This window comes from Streptomyces sp. NPDC005761, from assembly GCF_040630635.1.
Taxonomy (GTDB): domain Bacteria; phylum Actinomycetota; class Actinomycetes; order Streptomycetales; family Streptomycetaceae; genus Streptomyces.
The window spans coordinates 194,494-212,742 of the sequence record NZ_JBEXXX010000002.1 but is presented as its reverse complement, the minus strand read 5'-3'; the positions used below and the strand labels follow the sequence as shown (position 1 = coordinate 212,742).

Annotated in this window: 18 protein-coding genes and 1 tRNA gene; 8 read left to right on the top strand and 11 right to left on the bottom strand. The window is 66.5% G+C overall.

Annotation, left to right across the window (positions count from 1 at the left end; translation table 11 throughout):
* Window positions 1–57: 57 nt before the first annotated feature.
* The 3 genes from ABZ434_RS03105 to ABZ434_RS03095 form a co-directional block, all read right to left on the bottom strand.
* Window positions 58–1,413 carry an FtsK/SpoIIIE domain-containing protein gene (locus ABZ434_RS03105; RefSeq protein ID WP_359131686.1) on the bottom strand — a complete coding sequence of 452 codons (1,356 nt, stop codon included), beginning with the start codon at window positions 1,411–1,413 and terminating at the stop codon, window positions 58–60.
* Window positions 1,414–1,415: 2 nt separating this feature from the next.
* The gene (locus tag ABZ434_RS03100; RefSeq protein WP_359131684.1) at window positions 1,416–1,775 is read right to left on the bottom strand and encodes a hypothetical protein; all 360 of its coding nucleotides are present in this window, start codon (window positions 1,773–1,775) and stop codon (window positions 1,416–1,418) included.
* A gap of 139 nt (window positions 1,776–1,914) precedes the next feature.
* The gene (locus ABZ434_RS03095) at window positions 1,915–2,694 is read right to left on the bottom strand and encodes a GntR family transcriptional regulator (protein ID WP_359131683.1); all 780 of its coding nucleotides are present in this window, start codon (window positions 2,692–2,694) and stop codon (window positions 1,915–1,917) included.
* Between the two features lie 18 nt (window positions 2,695–2,712).
* On the opposite strand from ABZ434_RS03095, the gene ABZ434_RS03090 reads away from it, so the two are divergent.
* The 3 genes from ABZ434_RS03090 to ABZ434_RS03080 all read left to right on the top strand — a co-directional run bounded on the left by ABZ434_RS03090 (window position 2,713) and on the right by ABZ434_RS03080 (window position 6,671).
* Window positions 2,713–3,177, top strand: coding sequence for an NUDIX domain-containing protein (locus tag ABZ434_RS03090; RefSeq protein ID WP_359131682.1), 465 nt, complete (start codon window positions 2,713–2,715; stop codon window positions 3,175–3,177).
* A gap of 399 nt (window positions 3,178–3,576) precedes the next feature.
* Window positions 3,577–6,246: a tetratricopeptide repeat protein gene (locus ABZ434_RS03085; protein ID WP_359131875.1), complete on the top strand. Its 2,670-nt coding sequence runs from the start codon at window positions 3,577–3,579 to the stop codon at window positions 6,244–6,246.
* Between the two features lie 44 nt (window positions 6,247–6,290).
* Window positions 6,291–6,671 carry a hypothetical protein gene (locus ABZ434_RS03080; RefSeq protein ID WP_359131681.1) on the top strand — a complete coding sequence of 127 codons (381 nt, stop codon included), beginning with the start codon at window positions 6,291–6,293 and terminating at the stop codon, window positions 6,669–6,671.
* 320 nt (window positions 6,672–6,991) lie between these two features.
* Here the strand turns inward: ABZ434_RS03080 and ABZ434_RS03075 are convergent, their stop codons facing one another.
* From ABZ434_RS03075 to ABZ434_RS03055, 5 genes are all read right to left on the bottom strand, one after another.
* Window positions 6,992–7,300 (bottom strand): hypothetical protein, encoded by a 309-nt coding sequence (locus ABZ434_RS03075; protein ID WP_359131680.1) that lies wholly within the window; start codon window positions 7,298–7,300, stop codon window positions 6,992–6,994.
* Window positions 7,297–8,040: a GntR family transcriptional regulator gene (locus ABZ434_RS03070; protein WP_359131679.1), complete on the bottom strand. Its 744-nt coding sequence runs from the start codon at window positions 8,038–8,040 to the stop codon at window positions 7,297–7,299. Before ABZ434_RS03070 ends, ABZ434_RS03075 begins: the two co-directional genes overlap by 4 nt.
* Window positions 8,037–8,261, bottom strand: a complete 225-nt coding sequence (locus ABZ434_RS03065) for a hypothetical protein (protein WP_359131677.1) — start codon at window positions 8,259–8,261, stop codon at window positions 8,037–8,039. Before ABZ434_RS03065 ends, ABZ434_RS03070 begins: the two co-directional genes overlap by 4 nt.
* Window positions 8,258–8,461, bottom strand: coding sequence for a hypothetical protein (locus ABZ434_RS03060; protein WP_359131676.1), 204 nt, complete (start codon window positions 8,459–8,461; stop codon window positions 8,258–8,260). The genes ABZ434_RS03065 and ABZ434_RS03060 overlap by 4 nt, the downstream gene beginning before the upstream one ends.
* Before the next feature lie 323 nt (window positions 8,462–8,784).
* Window positions 8,785–9,063, bottom strand: coding sequence for a hypothetical protein (locus ABZ434_RS03055; RefSeq protein WP_359131674.1), 279 nt, complete (start codon window positions 9,061–9,063; stop codon window positions 8,785–8,787).
* Window positions 9,064–9,141: 78 nt separating this feature from the next.
* Between ABZ434_RS03055 and ABZ434_RS03050 the strand changes: the two genes are divergently transcribed.
* The gene (locus ABZ434_RS03050; RefSeq protein WP_359131673.1) at window positions 9,142–9,897 is read left to right on the top strand and encodes a GntR family transcriptional regulator; all 756 of its coding nucleotides are present in this window, start codon (window positions 9,142–9,144) and stop codon (window positions 9,895–9,897) included.
* 165 nt (window positions 9,898–10,062) lie between these two features.
* Here the strand turns inward: ABZ434_RS03050 and ABZ434_RS03045 are convergent.
* Together ABZ434_RS03045 and ABZ434_RS03040 are read right to left on the bottom strand one after the other, a co-directional pair.
* Window positions 10,063–10,149: transfer RNA gene (locus ABZ434_RS03045), tRNA-Ser, on the bottom strand.
* Window positions 10,150–10,202: 53 nt separating this feature from the next.
* Window positions 10,203–11,687, bottom strand: coding sequence for a trypsin-like peptidase domain-containing protein (locus ABZ434_RS03040; RefSeq protein WP_359131672.1), 1,485 nt, complete (start codon window positions 11,685–11,687; stop codon window positions 10,203–10,205).
* Window positions 11,688–11,877: 190 nt separating this feature from the next.
* Here ABZ434_RS03040 and ABZ434_RS03035 point away from each other — a divergent pair, with 190 nt between their 5' ends.
* From ABZ434_RS03035 to ABZ434_RS03025, 3 genes are all read left to right on the top strand, one after another.
* The gene (locus ABZ434_RS03035) at window positions 11,878–12,723 is read left to right on the top strand and encodes a glycerophosphodiester phosphodiesterase (RefSeq protein ID WP_359131671.1); all 846 of its coding nucleotides are present in this window, start codon (window positions 11,878–11,880) and stop codon (window positions 12,721–12,723) included.
* Window positions 12,724–12,898: 175 nt separating this feature from the next.
* Entirely contained in the window at window positions 12,899–13,483 is a 585-nt protein-coding gene (locus ABZ434_RS03030; protein WP_359131669.1) for an ATP-binding protein, read from the top strand.
* Window positions 13,484–13,625: 142 nt separating this feature from the next.
* Window positions 13,626–14,591 (top strand): DUF5926 family protein, encoded by a 966-nt coding sequence (locus ABZ434_RS03025; RefSeq protein WP_359131667.1) that lies wholly within the window; start codon window positions 13,626–13,628, stop codon window positions 14,589–14,591.
* 809 nt (window positions 14,592–15,400) lie between these two features.
* Here the strand turns inward: ABZ434_RS03025 and ABZ434_RS03020 are convergent.
* Entirely contained in the window at window positions 15,401–16,123 is a 723-nt protein-coding gene (locus ABZ434_RS03020) for a bifunctional DNA primase/polymerase (RefSeq protein WP_359131665.1), read from the bottom strand.
* Between the two features lie 599 nt (window positions 16,124–16,722).
* Between ABZ434_RS03020 and ABZ434_RS03015 the strand changes: the two genes are divergently transcribed.
* A complete protein-coding gene (locus ABZ434_RS03015) occupies window positions 16,723–18,093 on the top strand; it encodes a PP2C family protein-serine/threonine phosphatase (protein WP_359131664.1) in 1,371 nt (456 codons plus the stop codon).
* Window positions 18,094–18,249: the final 156 nt, after the last annotated feature.

Genomic DNA, 18,249 nt, shown 5'->3' with positions numbered 1-18,249 from the left:
AGGGGGTAGGGACCCGGCGCGAGGACGGTCGCGCCTACCGGGTGGATCGGAGAGAAATCAGGCGGTGGCCGGAGAGGCCTTCGCCGAAGGCACGAGAGCGGTGACCGGAGCAGTCACGGCAGGCCGGAAGGGGGCCAGCTCAGCCAGGTCCGGGGTGCGGTCGGCGTACCGGTTGCAGAGGTTCACGGCCTGCCGGAGCGAGGTGTGCGGAGCGCGGATGCGGTGCCACCCGCCGGACGAGTCGCCCGCGATGGCGAGGCCCCGCATGTCGGCGGGAATCTGGATGGCGGCGAGGACCGCGTCCGGGGCGATGTCGCCGAAGGCCATGTTGGCGGAGGTCTCGTCGTTGAGCCGGTGGGCGGTGCGGCCGGTGAGTTGGGCGCGGAGCATGGTGATGCCCTTGCCGAGTTCGGAGCCGAAGCGCTGTCCGCAGATTTCGAGGTAGATGCCGGCCGCGCGGCCGAGCTGTGCGAGACGGACCAGGGCGGTGATGATGCGGTCCCGCCGCCGTTCCTCCTCCTTCGTTGCGTACAGGGCGAGTTCTGCCACCTCGTCGACCAGGACGACAACCGGGGTCGGGCGGAGCTCATCCGGCAGGTCCCAGATGTCGGCGGCGATCTCCGCGTCCGGCACATCGACGGTGATGCGCTGCTGGGTCCGGATGAGGCGGTAGACGTCTGCCATCCGGGCCACGAGTGCGTCGAGGAGTTCGGCGGCGGTGTCCGGGCTGTCGGCCAGCGCGGAGAACCGGCGGGCCAGCGGGAAGAGTTCGACTCCCTGCTTGCAGTCGATGCCGACGAGGGCAACGTCCATGGGTGCGAGACCGGCGACCAGGTTGCGTTGGTAGACGGACTTGCCTGACTCCGTGGCGCCGAGGGTGAGGGCGTGAGGTATCGCCCGGTAGTCGCGGTAGTGCACCGCCCCGTCTTCCCGAAGGGCGACGGGTACCCGCATCGGCCGGGTCTCTGTCTCGGCGGGCATCTGCACCCGCTTGAGCACGTCGTATCCGGTCATCCGCACCTCGACGACACCGGACCGCACTTCACGCGAGGTCACGCCGAACATCGAGAACGAGTGCCGGAGCCGGTCCGAGGCCGCGGCGATGTCGAAAGCGTCCTGTCCGGGACGGAGCTTGAGCCGCAGGACCAGACCGGTGCGCGTAGGCCGTAGCCGTCGAATGCGCGGCGGGCGGGGCTCAGGTATCGGCCGACTCGCGGCACGAGCCAGGGCTAACCGCCACCGCGCCGGCGGAACGGTCAACCCGCACGCGTCCATGACCGAGCGGTACCGGGCCAGGACCCGCAACGCGGCCAGAGTGACCCCGAAGGCCAGCCAGTACCAGGCGGGGCGCCGCCACCGCAGGAGACCCGCAGCGGCGACGACCAGCACCAGAACGACCGTGAAGGCGGTCATGATCAGGCCGCCTTCGACCCAGTGGCGGCGACGTCGGCGAGCGAGGTGACCGCGACCGCGCGGAACGCAATGCCGTGTCGCCGCTGGCCGTTGAAGTCGTTCTCCCACGGACGGGCCACCAGGCCGGTGAGCGCGACCGGCGTACCCATGGACAGCTCACCGCTGATCCCGGGCTCCGGAACGGTGACGGACAGGATCTCCACCTCCTCGTTCGCCGCGAACATCACGTCCACCGTCATGAGCTGAGCACCGGTCTCCATGTCGGTGGCGATCTCACCGGTACGACGGTCACGCACCTTGACCTGCGGAGTCTTGGCGACCATCACGACCGCACTGGAGGTGTCGACGGGAATCTGACGCACAGCAGATCACTCCTCTATAGATGCTGAACTCCGCCACTCATGTGTATGAGTGACATGAAGAAGAGTGCATCACTCCTGTACATGAGTCAACCCGCCGCGAAGAGGAACTCGCGACGGGTTGAGGGGAGTTGAGCGGGAGTCAGTCGCCGGCAGGGATCCGGTACTCGAAAACGAACTGGTCAGCGGCCATGAGCGTGTCGCACACCTCGACCACGCGACCCGCGGTCGTACGGGCCTCCCGGATCAGGTGAACCACGGGCGCACCCGGGCTGAGCGCCAGCTGCGACGCCTCCGACTTCGAGGCCGGACGCGCTTGCAGCGTCTCGACGAACTCCGCGAACTCATGCCCGTAGTCTTCGAGTCGGGCGTAGATGCCACCGCCCCCGGGGTTCTCGGCGAACAGCTCCGGGATCTCCTTCACCACGTCCCAGGGCAGATAGGACGAAGCGGTCTCGACCGGAGTGCCGTTACGGAAGTAGATGCGCCGACGAGCCAGCACCTGCGTACCGGCAGGGACGCCCAAGCGCTCGGCGGCATCCTCGGGCGCATCCATGGGGCCGATGTAGAGAACGCTGACCTTTGCGGTGGCGCCGGACTGTGCGGACTCTGCGAGGTAGGCGGCCTGGCCACCCTGCCGAAGGGAGCGCCGGAATCGATCGGAGGAGCGGTGCCGCACGGGAGGCCGGTTCTTCACGATCGAGCCCTTGCCGTGCCGAGTCTCGACGAGCCCACTCGCCCGCACCTCGACCATGGCCTTACGGATCGTCCCTCCGGAGACGCCGTAGCGGTCCACCAGCTCGGATTCACTCGGCACCATGTCGCCGGCCTTGAGAACACCCGCCCGGATCTGCTGCACGAGGTCGTCAGCGATCTGCACATACCGAGGCCCGGAACCGGCCCCTCCCGCCGCAGTTCCCATAGTCCTTCCCTGCCTCCTATGCTCCTCTACATGAGTCAACCACAGGAAGCGACACCCCCTCCCCTGCACTCCGTATCCGTAGCCGGAGTAGTGGTGCGCGAGGACGGCCGCCTCCTGGCGATCCGCCGAGCCGACAACGGCACCTGGGAGCTCCCCGGCGGCATCCTCGAACTCAACGAGACACCCGAAGCCGGCGTAGCCCGCGAAGTGTGGGAAGAGACAGGCATCCGCGTCGAGGTGGACCAACTCACCGGCGTCTACAAGAACACGACCCGAGGCATCGTCGCCCTGGTCTTCCGGTGCAAGCCTTCCGGCGGCACCGAGCGCACATCAAGCGAGTCGACAGCCGTCTCCTGGCTCACGCCCGACGAGGTCAGCGACCGCATGTCCGAGGTCTACGCGATCAGACTCCTGGACGCCCTGGACAGCAACGGCCCTCACGTGCGAAGCCACGACGGCAAGCAACTCACCACAACGGGATAAGACTTTCTCTACTTCATCAAGACCCGCGCACAGCGCGGGCGCGCGCCGCCGGGCGCGGCCTGCCTCCTGTCTCCGCCCCGGCTGGCCGCGCCCGGCGGCGCGCTCGGGGACTGCGGGCATGAAGTGGGGAGACACCCTCTGTGGCTGGGGCGGTCGGCTCCACGGCTTTAGCCACCTCCCCGGTTCGGGTCCCGCGTCGAGCAAGAACAGGGGGCCACTCGTTCAAATTCCGGGCAGGATCACAGCCTGCCCGAGTTGCCGGCCAGCGTACGGCCCCCTGATCATGCTCGACCCCAAACCGGGCAGGACACCGGCCAAACCCGCTCCGCCGACTCGGCTTCCCGTTCACGTTAGCCACACCTACTGCCAACTTGCTCGGTACGCTTACATGAGGTGCGCATGCGCACCTCACCCTTGCCGGGCCAGATCTCAGTAGCGGGGTCCTACATGCAGCAAGAAGAAGAGCGCACCAACCTCCGGATATCGGATCATGCAACCGTCGGCAAGGCTGTGGTGATCGAACACGCTGGCCATGTATCCCTGAGCGGACCGGAACTCAAGCAGCGCAGACATCCGCTACAGATTCCACGCGATATTCCTGAATTCACCGGACGCAAGGAAATATTCGAGAGGATTAACGAATCTCTCGCAATTAACCTCGAAACCCCGGCCATTTGGGTCATCTCCGGAATGGCCGGCGTAGGGAAAACGTCAATCGCCATCAGGACAGCGAATAGGCAGTCGAAAAGATTTCCCGACGGAATCCTCTATGCGACACTCGCCGGCGCAGGTTCCAATCCAGCAGATCCCCATGAGGTCCTGGTGCGCTTCCTAAAGGACCTAGGCGTCACGTTCGACGAGATTCCAGGCGATTACGAAAGTCTCGTGACCGCCTACAGGACACTAGTTGCGACCAAGGCGATACTCGTAGTCCTTGATGATGCAGCCGACACGGCACAAGTGAACGACTTGATTCCCACATCGCCGCGCAGCGCTGCACTGATCACAAGCCGCCGCCCATTAGCCATGCTTCCGGGAGCACAAAGCATCTCGGTTGACGTATGGAATTTGGATGAATGCACGCAGTTCCTCAAAATACTTCTTGGTGCCAACCGTATCGCAGACAGCATTGATGAAGCCCATGAACTGTCGGAGATCTGTGGGCGACTCCCACTAGCTTTGCGCATCGCTGGAGCGCAGTTGCTCAGGCGTCCACTCTGGCCATTGGCGCGAATGGTGAGTCGACTGCGAGACGAACAGAGGCGTCTAGAGGTACTGCGCGCTGACGATATTGCAATTCGATCAGTTTTCGCAACGGCCTACGAATCGCTAACTGATGTCCAATCGCGCATATTTCGCGCAGTAGGACTAACTCTCGGATTCTCATTCAGCGTGGAATCAGTCGCCAGGTTGACTGATGCCGACGAGTATTTTGTTGAAGATGCGCTGGAAGACCTAGCAGATCGCCATTTGATCAGTCCTGACGACATGCCCGACAGGTTCAAGATCCATGACCTGATGCGCCTTTTCGCGAAAGAAAGGGCTGTCGATCAAGACTCACCCGCGACTGTATCAGAATCTCTTCATCGCCTGCTTCAATGGCACCTCGAAGTCCTGGAAGGTGACAGTCCATCCATCCGTAAATGGGTGCGTCAAGAAAGACCAGGTCTTGTGGCTGGCGTATCGCTGGCCAATGAAAACCATTGGGATTACCTGTGCTGGAAAACAGCAGATCACCTAGCCAACTTCCATTCAGTAGAAAGTGATTATAGCGACTGGATTCTGTGCAACAAGGCTGGCCTAGCAGCCGCGCGCAGATGCGGGGCTCGCGAAGGCGAAGCATTGATGCTCGGAGGACTTGGCCAAGCAAGCAGGAATCTAAATCGGTTCAATGACGCCCGATCATATCTAGAAGACTCCTTGAAGGTCTTTCGTGAAATGAAGAACCTTGAACGTTGCGCCGACGTTCTATGGGAAATTGGTAAGACCTCAAGCGGCCAGTGGGACGTCGGTCGAGCCATGTCTGCTTACAGTGAATCTGTTGAGATATACGCTGCGCTAGGTCATTTGCCAGGCCAGGCTAGGGCCCTCCATGCACTTGGGCATTTGTACAGCGAAATTGGGCGCCACGACAAAGCGCTAAGGTATTTTCAGGAAGAACTTGCACTGGCCATAAAGGCTAGCGCCAACTCAAATTCCCTTAGCACCACCTACCAAGGCATGGCATCCTGTTTGGCCGCTGCAGGCATGCTCGAAGAATCGATCGACGCCTACGAAAAAGCAATTTTCGAAACGCGGGCCGCTAAGGATCAGAAAGCGCTTCAAATTCGGCTAGCGAGGAAAGCAGGTGTCCTCCAGCGCATGGGCAAGGCTGATGAGGCCAGCACGACTTACGAGGAGGCTTTGAGACTGGCACGTGAGCAGAATGACACGTCAGGAATTGCATGGATCCTGCATACTCTTGCGGACAAGCACGAAAAGGCGAAAGAGTACGAGGAAGCAGATTGTCTGTACGCAGATATTCTCAATACTGCCGGCATTGATGAGGTGCCGGAAGGCTTGATCAACACGCTGCACTGCTGGGCAGATTCCTACACGCGGCGTGAAAATTTCGGCCGGGCTATTGAATTGCTGGACAAAGCTCAAGATATCGCCCGCCAGCATGACAGGGTGCCTGAGCTGATAAAAGTGCTGCTCTGCCGCAGTGCAGCACTTCAAAAGAACGAGGACATTGACGAGGCGCTCTCCCTTGCCCGCGAGGCGGCAGATATTGCGACATCATACGGTTCGGCAAAGCATCTCGCGCAATGTCTACGCAGGGTAGGAGTGTCTCTGAGAGGACTCGATCGCATAGAGGATGCCGCGAAAGTATACACGGAAAAAATGCGTTTGGAAGTTCTCATGCAGCAACATGAGAGAGCACTCGAAACAGCACAAGAGCTTTCCTCTATCTGGACAGAACTAGGCGACACCGATAAGGCGGAATTTTATTCCGTTAGGGCGTTAGAATTTACTCGTGAGGCTGAGCGAGTCACCTCGGAAAAACGCAAGCCTCTGGAAAGTCATTAGATCGACCGACCCGACAACAACAACACAACACCGAAGGAAACACCATGGCTGATCCTATTTCCTTGACTGTAGCAACCTTGCTGGCTGGAGGATACCTGGCTGAGGCTGGAAGTGGGGCCTGGCGAACGACCACTCGTATTGCCGCCTTTCTGCGAAACAAATTCGGGCGGGATCAGCAAGCGCTCGATGCCCTGCAGCGCTGCGAAGATGACCCCTCTAGTGCATCGGCGCAAGCCGATGTACGTTCCGCGCTAGACCGCTATTTGGACAGCGACTCTGGATTTCGCAGTGACTTGCTGTCCGTACTGGAGACGCAGGGATACAGCCAGAAAGAGGTGCTGAACAGTCAAGTGACTGTGACAGATCAAGCCAACGTTGGAAAGATTGTAACTATTAAGGACGTACAGGGCGACGTAAGTTTCTAGGTTTAGAGCGCAAGCGGACTTATCGCTCTGCGGGTCACTACCTGAGCCCAGACAATCAGCACGAGGCAGGGTTGCGTGTCTAACTGCGTGACAACCCGCCCGCACACCAGCGGACAATCACGGAAGGATGTGAACCGTCAGCGCAGGTGAACCGCCCACCGGCCCAATGCAACGCTCCTGTCCAAGTTGCTTCGGGACGAAGCAGTCCTCAGGCCGTCCAAGGTCGACGGAAGTCGGCTGACAAAACCTGAAGCCCATGGCATCTGATCTGGTCAGATGCCATGGGCTTCTCTTGCCGTGCTGGTCGGCGTGGCCGTGGATCAATAGGCGGACCCACGCGGATCACTCGTTGCCCGGAGGTGGCCGCGGCTCGTTGCGACGCGGTAGACATCCCGCAAAGCCCCGGTCAGCTCTCTGACCAGGCACCGCATCTCGTCAAGGGACGCGTCCTGGTTGTCGAGAGCTTCTGAGGCTTCATCCAATAACTGGCTTGCCGTGCCGAGTTGGACGGCTTCGATGCCGTCCGCGAGGCGGGACATGTAGCCGTCCGGATTGTCAGTGCTCAGGTAGCAGGGCTTGTCCCCCGGGCCCGACCACGGGAGAAGCCGAAGTTCGTTCGGTGTCGTCATCCTTGGTTTGACCTCTCGTTGAGCACGTGGTGGGCGGTGAAGATGGCGTCGACTCGGTCTCCCGGAAAGGCCAGGAGCGCGGCTTCAACGACGCGACCGGCGGCGTCGGTGGCGATGCGCGTGATCGCGAGAACGGCCATGTTGTTGCCGATCCGGAGTGCCAACGCTTCGTCTGGGGTGGGAGAGCGGGCACAGACCGTCTCTCGGATGGTGGCCGGCGACGGGCCAAGGACTGCGAATCTCGTGACCGCCTCCCGCCACGCGGAGTCGTCGTCGAGCACTCCGGCCGGGGCCAGGTCGCGCGGGATGTAGATGCGGGCCAGGCCCTGCGGCGACCCATGTTCAAGGCTGAGACAGGAGTACTCCACGAGGGGGCTGCCCGTGGGCACCTTCAGCAACGTCGTCAGGTGCACGGAGGCCGGAACCGTGGTGCTGCGAACCGTGACGGGCAACGTTGGCTCAGCAGCGGTCCAGGGGTCCAGCGTGCCCCAGCCGCCGACATACATGATCTTGCGGCGTGGGCGGCGGACGTAGTTGCCCTTGCCGTGGATCTTCTCGACGAGGCCTTCGCCCTGGAGTGCGGCGAGGGCGCGTCGCAGGGTCACTGTGCTGACCCTGTACCGGGCGGCCAGGCCGGCTTCGGACGGTAGGCGCTCGCCAGGCTTGATGCTGCCCGTCGTGATCTGGTGGCGGAGATCGTCGGCGATGTCGTGGTGACGAGAGGGCACGGCGCCGGTCACCGCCTTCTCACCAGTCGTACGGCGACGAGCCGAGTACGAGCGTGTATGGCAAGCAGTTCGCCCGACTGGAAGACCAGTTGCTTAGCCCCTTGAGGGAGCTGGAAAAGGTCTCTCACCCGGCATGCCTGGCCGCCGAGTTGGATGATGTCGCCGCGCTGCACGGTGGCCGCCGTGACCTCGATGTGGGAAACCAGGGCACCGATGGGGACTTGAGGCCTCACAGCGTCACCTCCACGACCGCAGACAGCTCGGGGGTCGAGTGGCACAGGCAGTCGCACGACTCGTAGATCACCGGGACGTCGATCGGTGCCAAGAACGGGGAGGACTCAACGCAGGAGACGTGCGTGCCGATCCTGCACGCGATCGAGCGGTAGGGGACGGACGTGGTGTCCGCGCCGCGCGCCTGTCGACGAGGAGGCATCAGCGAACCCCCGCGAGGGCCGACCAAGCATCGGCCGGCAGACGTGGCGCGACGACCACCGCTCGCGTTCGTACACGCTCTTCCCACGCCAGCAGGTACGGACGGACAAGCGCGACGTCCTCACCCCTCAGGGGGCGACGGTGGACAGCGCCAGCCGAAGCCTGGCCCATGGCGATGGTTGACGCGCTAGCCGACGCGGCGGAGGTGGGAACGGCCAGCGGCCGGGAAGGCGGTAAGGGACGGCGGTGTCGGCCCTTGGGGAAGTACCGCTCTCTGGTGAGCGAGGCGGCACGGCGGATACGGTTGAGCATGCTGGTCAGCTCCTATCGCTGATAGCCCGGTCCCCCGACATCGCCCGTCGTGGGGACCGTTTTGCGTACGACCGCCCATAAGGTGCGGCCGTTCAAGCTGGTGGCCAGGAGTCCGAATCGATCGGCATCGGCCACCACGTCCAGGACCTCCCGCCATGACTCGGCGGAGAGCGTTTCCGGCACTTCCGCCTCGACCGTCGTGAACCGGTTGTGCTCCTCCACGCGCGTGGGGAGCCCGGCGGCGGACAGCCGGGCGGCGATGGCCGCCGCAGTCACTCCCGAAGCGGACACAGGGCAGCCTCCGTCACCGACAATTACTTTCAGTGAAGCTAGTTAACTAGATTAGAGCTAGTGGACTAGATTTTCCATATGTCTGAGCAACCGCCGTATCTCCGCATCGCCGACGAACTCCGGCAGCGCATCGCGGAGCACGTCTGGGAACCGGGGGACCGCCTCCCCTCCCGCGCGCAGATCGGCCAGGAGTGCGGCGTGGGCGAGAACGTGGTGCGCCGGGCGCAGGAGTTGCTGATCTCCCAGGGAGTGCTGGAGGGCCGAGCCGGATCGGGCACCTACGTCGCCGAAGCCCGGCAACGGGTTCGGGTCGTGCGGTCGTCCGCACGCGAACAGCCCACGGGGTCCCCGTTTCGCCAGGACATGAAGGCTCTCGGCAGGCAGAGCGACTGGGAGAGCCGGACCGAGGCGAAGGTGCCGGCCCCGACGAAGATCGCCGCGCGGCTGGGGATCGCCGAGGGCGAGTTGTGCGTGCGGACGACCTACGAGTTCCTGGCGGACGGCAGGCCGGTGCAGCTGTCGACGAGTTGGGAGCCGTACGACCTCACCGCCGGCACACTCGTCGTCCTCCCCGAGGGCGGGCCGCACGCCGGGGCAGGTGTCGTGAACCGGATGGCCGTGATCGGAGTGACCGTCAGCCATGCGGTGGAGCAGCCGGAGCCGCGGCAGGCGACCGCCGAGGAGGCGTCGCTACTCGGCATCCAGAAGGCCGCACTCGTGACGCACATCCGGCGGACGTACTACAGCGACCAGGGCCGTCCCGTGGAAACAGCAGACATCGTGGTGCCCGCAGCGCACTGCGAGATCGTCTACGAGATCCCGATCAGCCGCTGACAAGCGAACCCCGCCAGTTACAAAAGGCAGTGCCCAGCCGTGCCCCCCCGCGTGCCCCTTCCGTGCCCGATAGAGCGGGAATCCAGGGGGAACAGCGGTGACAGGCAGGGACCGGGCATGGCAACGGCCCCCGACCATACGTACTGGTCAGGGGCCGTTCACCTGCGGTGGGTGTGGGATTTGAACCCACGGTGACATCGCTGCCACGACGGTTTTCAAGACCGTTCCCTTAGGCCGCTCGGGCAACCCACCCCGCGTCAGCCGCCGGTGAGGACCGGATTCGACGCGGAGGACAGCCTAGCCGGTCAGCTGTCGCCCTTGCGCTCGCCCAGGGTGACTTCCGCCGTGGAGGTCTTCCCGTCGCGCTTGTAGGTGAGGGTGACCTTGTCGCCCGGCTTGTGGGTCCAGATCTCGCCGATCAGGGTCGGGCCGCTGTCGACGACGGTGTCGTTGAACTTCGTGATGACGTCGCCCGCCCGGAGACCGGCCCTGGCCGCGGGGCCGTCCTTCGAGACCGCTTCCGTGCCGCCCGCGCCCTGCTCCGAGATGACCGCGCCGCCGGTCTTCTCGTCCATCGTCACCGTGGCGCCGATGACCGGGTAGACCGGCTGGCCGGTCTTGATCAGCTGCTGAGCGACGTTCTTCGCCTGGTTGATGGGGATCGCGAAGCCGAGACCGATGGAGCCGGCCTGCGACTGTCCGGAGCTTCCGGTCGACTGGATCGCCGAGTTGATGCCGATGACCGCGCCACCGGCGCTCAGCAGCGGGCCACCGGAGTTGCCCGGGTTGATCGAGGCGTCGGTCTGCAGCGCGCTCATGTACGAGTTGCTGCCGCCGGAGCCGTCGCCGGAGGCGACCGGGCGGTTCTTCGCGCTGATGATGCCCGTGGTGACCGTGTTGGACAGACCGAACGGGGCGCCGATCGCGATCGTCGAATCGCCGACCGCCACCTGGTCGGAGTTGCCCAGCGGCAGCGGGGTGAGTCCCTGCGGCGGGTTCTTGAGCTTCAGGACGGCCACGTCGTAGCCCTGGGCCCGGCCGACCACCTCGGCGTCGTACTTCTTGCCGTTGGAGAACGTAGCGGTGAGCTGGCCGCTGTCCGCCGCGGAGGCGACCACATGGTTGTTCGTGAGGATGTGGCCTTCCTTGTCGTACACGAAGCCGGTGCCGGTGCCGCCCTCGCCGTCACCGCCCTGCGCGTCGATCGTGACCACGCTGGGGAGCGCCTTGGCCGCGACACCGGCGACCGTGCCCGGGTCACGCTTGAGGTCCTGGGGGGTGCCCGACGCGGCGACCGTGGTCGAACCGGAGGAGCCGGAGTCGTTGTTGCTGTCGGCGGCCCAGAAGCCGAGGGCTCCGCCGACTCCGCCCGCGACGAGTGCCGCCACGACCACCGCGGCCACCAGGCCACCCGCACCCCGCTTGCGCGGCGCATCCGGCGTCTGCAGCGGGTCGGGCCGACCCCACACGGGGCCGCCGCCCTGCGCCCCATGGGCGTACGACGGAACCGCCGGCGGGGGCGGGGGCCAGCCGGCGTCGGCTGCGGACTGCGGTGCGGGCGGGGGCGCGTACTGCGGCGCTGTCGGCGGGACCGGGGCCATGGGCGTGGTCGCCTGGTCCTGGGCAGGGGGGACCGGCTGCTGTGTGGTCGGCGCGTCCGGGTGCGGCGGGGCGGCGGGCGCGCTCCCGGGATGTCCCTGGGGAGCGTCGGCCGGCACTGGAGGTGCGGACGGGACGGACGGGGCGGCCTCGGCCGCGTTGCCCTCGTTGCCCTCGTTCTCTGTGCTCACAGCTTTTTACTCCTCGGTTCCACATCATGATTCGGCAAGAGATCCGCTGTGTACGTGTCTGGAGTCAGCTTTTCCCACGGCACGTCAGGCCACTGTAAGCAGGACCTGTGCATCTGTGCACGGCCCCTTACACCGGACAAAACGGTCGCACGTCACAAGGTGTGCGCGTCCGCGGCCTCCCGGTGACACCATGGCGCGGGTGACCCAAGCACGGCAGCAGCGCCCCAGCCAGCATCCCATCCAGGTCATCGCGCACCGGGGCGCGTCCGACGACGCACCCGAGCACACCCTGGCCGCATACCGTAAGGCGATCGAGGACGGCGCCGACGCACTGGAGTGCGACGTACGACTCACGGCCGACGGCCATCTCGTATGCGTACACGACCGCCGGGTGAACCGCACCTCCAACGGCCGCGGCGCGGTATCCACCCTGGAGCTCAACGAACTGGCGGCCCTCGACTTCGGCTCGTGGAAGGACCGCGAGGAGGCGGAGTCCCCGGACTGGGACCCGGTGCCGGGCGAGCTCGCCTCCGTACTCACCCTGGAACGGCTCCTCGAGCTCCTCGTCGAGACGAGAGCTGCCGGCCGCCCGCTGCAGCTGGCCATCGAGACCAAGCACCCGACGCGATGGGCGGGCCAGGTCGAGGAGCGGCTGCTGCACCTGCTGAAGCGCTTCGAGCTCGACGTGCCGCCGCCCGACGCCCCCTCGCCGGTCCGCATCATGAGCTTCTCGGCCCGCTCGCTGCACCGCATCCAGGACGCCGCGCCGGAGCTGCCCACCGTCTACCTGATGCAGTTCGTCTCGCCGCGGCTGCGTGACGGACGACTGCCTGCCGGTGCCAGGATCGCCGGGCCGGGGATGCGGATCGTACGCAGCCACCCCGGGTACATCGACCGCCTGCACCGCGCCGGTCATCAGGCGCACGTCTGGACGGTCAACGAACCGGAGGACGTCGAGCTCTGTATCCGGCTCGGGGTCGAGGCGATCATCACGAACCGGCCCAAACAGGTTCTGGCACAGCTGGGGCGCGGTTAGCGTCTTTCCCCCGACGGGAGCGGCACACCCCTCGCCGGTAGTAACAGGGAGTACACCGGCGCATTCGTGGCGTATCCGATCGTTACGAGTGCGTCACTCACAGGCCATTGGCCGGTTTCCGGTCCCGCCCAGGGGGGCATCCACTCCGTGGCGTGGGGCAAAGGAGGTCTCGGGGGTGGCGTTGGTGGTGGCACAGGAAGTGCCCACGTCGTCGAGCATGGCCGTACCCCATGGCCCTGCGGGCGTGGGCCAGGCACGGCACCGGATGCGTGAGCAGTTGCGCAGCCACGGGGTGTCGGATTCGGTCGTCGACGATGCTGTATTGATCCTTTCCGAACTGCTCAGCAATGCGTGCCGGCACGGCAGGCCGCTGGGCCGGCACACCGATGTGGGAGACGGCGACGTGCGCGCCGCATGGCGCGTCGACAGAACGGGCGGGCTGACCGTCGAAGTGACGGATGGAGGCGGCCCGACCCGGCCGGTTCCGGCCACTCCGTCGGTGACCGCTCGTGGCGGCCGGGGGCTCAACATCATCAGCGCCCTCGCCGAGGAGTGGGGAGTACGTGACGACTCGTCCGGCGAAGTCACGGTCTGGGTCCTGGTCAACGAGGGGCACGGCCCTTCCGGAGAAGGGCCTGCCGTACGGGGCAACGGCCGGACCCCGGGTGTGACAGGACTGCCCGGCGGCGTCTCGGGAGTGACCGGTGCGGCGGGTCTCGACGGGCTGGACTTCGCCGGCGCGTTCGACGACATGGGCTGAACCCGGGCGCCTCACCTCCACGGCGGTGCCGGAAGAGCTGCTCCTGGGAAGCTGCCTGCCGGGCCGGCTGTGCCCCCGTACCGCGCACGGACGGCTAGGCTCGCGGCCCAGACCGCACTGTCCAATCGGGAGAAAGCCCACCATGGCGAAGAAGCGCCCTCAGACCAAGGCCGGGAAGCAGCAGCTCACGGACGGCGAGATCCCGGTGGTCGGGGCTCGTGAGCCCTGCCCGTGCGGTTCGGGCCGCCGTTACAAGGCCTGTCACGGCCGCGCCGCTGCCCAGGCCGTGGCCGAACTCGTCCAGCGCCCCTTCGAGGGGCTGGCCGGCGAATGCGACTGGGTCGCGCTGCGCGAGCTGGTGCCGGCCGCCACGGTCGAGCTGACGCTGAAGGGCGGACTGCCCGAGGGCGTGCCGTCGGTGACGCTCGCGACCGTCCTGCCGATGGCGTGGCCCGCACTGCGTCGCGACGACGGCTCGGTCCTGCTCGCCCTGCAGAACGACACCTCGACCGGCGACCTCAGCCGCGACCTCGCCGACACCCTCCAGCGGGCGCTCGAGGCCGAGCCCGGCTCACCCGTCGCCGCCCGGCGCGTACCGGCCGAAGGACCTCGGCTCCAGGACCTCCTGGACGCCGACGCCCCGTTCGCACCCGTCGTGCACCCGGGCTTCGAGTTCTGGGTGCCGGACGCGGAGAACGCGACGGCCGAGGTCTCCGCGTCCCTGGAGCGCGCCAACGACGCGGCGCTCCCGACCGTCCTGCTCTCCGGGGTTGACGCCGCCTACTGGTGCGAGACGCCGGAGAAGAACCACCTGCGGTGGGTCATGCCGCACTCCGAGGAGCGGCTCCTCGACGCGCTCGCCCGGCTGCACGCCGCCGGCGCCTCGTCGCTCGGCGAGGGGACCCGGCTGGTCGGCTCCTTCCGCGCGCACGGCCTGGTGGTCCCGGTCTGGGACCTGCCGAGCTCGATGGGCGCCGAGGAGTGCGAGAAGCCCGCCGTCGCGTTCGCGGAGCGGCTCGCTACGGCGCTCGCGTCGGACGCGCCGCTCACCACCGAGGAGCGTCGGGCCCGTGGCGGGCTCACCAACCGCCAAGTGACCCTCAGCTGACAGTGACCATCGCCCGGGCCGTACGGTGACGCCCGTCACAACTCACCGTACTCACAGGTAAATCGCTGTCCGAATACGCGAGATCGAATTTGCGAACGGCAGATCTCTTGTTACCGTTCTAGAAGCCCGGTCGCTGGTGCATCCCCCGTCGCCAGCGATCGGGCATCCTCATGTCCGGGCACAGCGCACGGCGGCGCACCCTGCGGCGCACGAACCGCGCACAGGACCTGCACAGGCCCCGGTCACACTCCTCGGCCGATCCTCCGCCCCACGCCTCGCCACGACCTCCCCCTGACGGTCTTGAGGCGACATCAGCGTGGCCCGGCGTCAACCCACCCCCAGGGGCGCCCAATTGGACTCTTCGTCGACAACCGCTGCGCAGGTTCGCCCGACCGCTCGGTATCGGACAGAAGTGGCAGGACGGCCGCCATTCCGAATAGGCCGCGAAACAGCCCCGAAGAGATCTTCGAAGGCGGTTCGAACGGTTTCCGGAAAGCGCGTCAGAAAATCGGCCACCGACGGACTTTGCATCGGCAGACTTTGCATGACCGAATCGACTCCCACGGAATGACCGAAACGCCCCCCACCGATCACCTCGCCCGGAAGTGATACGCCAGAGATCCGACAGCACTCGGTAATGAAGACGGACCGAGAAGAACAGCTGCGGATCAAGAACGGAACCGGCACGGTGAACACCACTGCCGACCGGACACACCGTTACGGCCCGGCAGTCCGCTGATCGGCACGAGGTCCGGCAGCCCACCGGCCCCTGAGAGAGCCGGCAGCCCGCCGATCGGTACGCGCGCCGGTCAGTACGAGAGCCGGCTCCCACCGTCCGGAGCACTGCTGCTCGCCTCTACCAGCGCGTCCAGAACCGCCCCCACATCCGGCAGCCAAGGAGACGCCACCGCCCGGACCGGAGCTCCGCCACCGGTGTCCGGCCGGGAAGTCCGCTCCGGTGCCCGCTCCCAGCGCACCTGCCCCGTGCCGATCTCGGACGGCGGAAGGACGAGATAGCCGCCCTCGCCGTGGAACCGCAGCGAACTGGGCACCCAGTCCTGGGCGTGCAGCAGCTCCCCGAGCCGTTCGAGGGTGTAAGGGGCGACCAGGAGCGACCACCGGGTCGGGGTCGCCACCACGGGGCCCAGCCGCATGCCCATCCGGTCGAGCCCGGCCAGCGCACGGGCACCGGCCACCGCCGGGAGGCTGAGTGCGCACGGCGCTTGCCCGCCCGTGGCCAGGAGGACCGGCGCGGTGGGCCGGTTCGTCCACCACCAGCGCACCATCCGGGCGTCAGTGGTGGCGGCGAGCAGTCCGGGATCGAAGGGGTGCGCGCCGGGCACGGCGCACTCGGGGTCGGGACACGCGCAGCCACGGCCACGCTCACCACGGCTGCCGGCCGCCTGGAGGCCCACCCCCGGGAGCACGGGCCATTGCCATGCGGTGGCACAGGTCAGGGCCGCGTCGAGCCGGGCGGTCCCGCCCCTGCGTCCGAACCGGAGCCTGCGTCGCCTTCCGAGGATCTCGCGCATGAGCGCTCGTTCCTTTCCGTTGAACGCCGAGGGTCCACATCACACCACGCGCGCGTCACAACACGTGTGCGGATCTTCACTGTGTGTACATGCTCGTCGAGCCTGCGGTACGGGTTGATCGTCGGTACCGAGCCTGAGCTGTGCTGAGCCGAATCGAGCCGGTTCCGGTCGAGAATGTGGCGAGGTGCAGGGCGCTTACCGCGCCTGCCGTCCGTCGTACGACCCCGCCGGTCGGGGGTGGGGCGTGGCCGTCACAGGTGAGGACGTCCGGGCCCGCTGCCAGGTTCCGGAGGCAGGCGGAACCGCCTCTGGACATCTACCGAATCTACGTACCCAGCATGCCCGGAATGACGCTCCCCCTGGCACTTCACCCGGGGTCAACCCCCGGTCGAGCACACCCAGTCGACCGCAATTGACCGCCGCAGGGTGCATTTTTTGGCCAAGTTACTCGCCCCACGGACACCACAAATCCCGTGGGGACAATGCTGGACATCGCCTTACTTGTGCGTGTACATGTGGATGCACTGATAGCGGCGCAGAATGACATGGGGGTTTGCGATGCTATTCGACGAAACAAACCAGTCGGAAAGCCGGCGAACATGAGCGCCCCACACCTGCCGAAAGTGGCTGGAATCGATCCCACAGTTCCGGTTTCGGCGCACACTGCCGGGCCACTCTCCGAGGTTCCGGCCGCGCCCGGCGCCTTCATCCAGGACCGTCTGGCCGGCTGGGTCTCCGACCTCACCACGCTGCACGAGCTCACCGAACGGCTGGCCAGAACCAGCACCCTCGACGACGCCCTGCACGAGCTGCTCGACGCCGGAGCGGCACTCGTCGGAGCCCGCCGCGGACTGATCGCGTTCGAACCGTCCGATCACCGTGGGCCCGTCAGCACCATCGGCCTCGGGCTTGCTCATGCGGAGCTCGGCCAGATCGAGACGGTGCCGCGGAGCGCCACCTCCTACGGCCGCATCCTGGAAGGTCTGCCGAACGCCGACGGCCCGCTGGCCACCCCCGATCTGCTCGGCGACACGAGCCTGGACCCCCGCAGGCGTGAGGTCGCCGCCCGCCTCGGCTACGCCGCCAGCTACGCGCTGCCGATCACCACCGAGCGGACCGGACGGCTCGCCGCCGCCGTCTGGCTCTACGACGAGCCCGCCGAACCGTTGGAGCGCCAGCGCCATCTCATCGGGCTGTACGCCGGGTACGCCGCCGAGCACCTGGCCCGGCTCCTGGAACTGGAGCGGGCCAGGACCGACGTCGCCACCATCGCCGAGGAGCTCCTGCCCAGCCGGCTTCCCCGCGTCCCCGGCGTACAGCTGGCCGTGCGCCATCACGTCGCACCGCAGAGCGGCAGCGACTGGTACGACGCACTGGCACTGCCGGAGGGGGCGCTCGGCCTCTCCGTGGGCTCGGTCGGCGGTTCCGGACCCAGCGCCCTGGCCGCCATGGGCCGGCTGCGCGCAGGCCTGCGGGCGTACGCGGTCATGGAGGGCGAGGACCCTGTCGCCGTGCTCTCCGATCTCGAACTTCTGATGCGGCTGACCGAGCCGGCCCGCTCCGCGACCGCGCTCTTCGCCTACTGCGAGCCCTCCCGCCACAAGATCCTGCTGGCCGGTGCCGGGCACACCCCGCCGCTGATCGTGGGCGACCGGCGTACCGAGTTCGTCGAGACCACCCTTTCCGCCCCCCTGGGCATGCTTGCGTGCTGGGAGGCGCCGAGCGTGGAGATCACCCCGGCGCCCGGCGAGACGGTTCTGCTGTACACCGACGGTCTGCTGCGGCGCGCCGGTGACTCGATGGACCGGGCGTTCGCACGGCTCCACTCCGCCGCGGCGAGCGTCCCGAAAGCGCTGCGCCACGATGCCGGATCGGTCGCCGACCACGTGGTGCGCACCGTGCTTCCCGACGGAATCGACCGGGGCGACGGCACCGAGGACGTGGTCCTGCTGGCGGCCCGCTTCGACTGAATCCGCCCGCATCCGTCGGCAGCGGCGGGCCGTGAGCCGTAGCGGCCCCCTATGCCAAGGCCTCGTACAAGAGGTCTCCGGTAAGAGGTCTTCCGGCCCTGGGCCCCCTTCCGTACGCCCGTACGATGGAGGGGGTCCAGTGTCGTATCAAGGAGA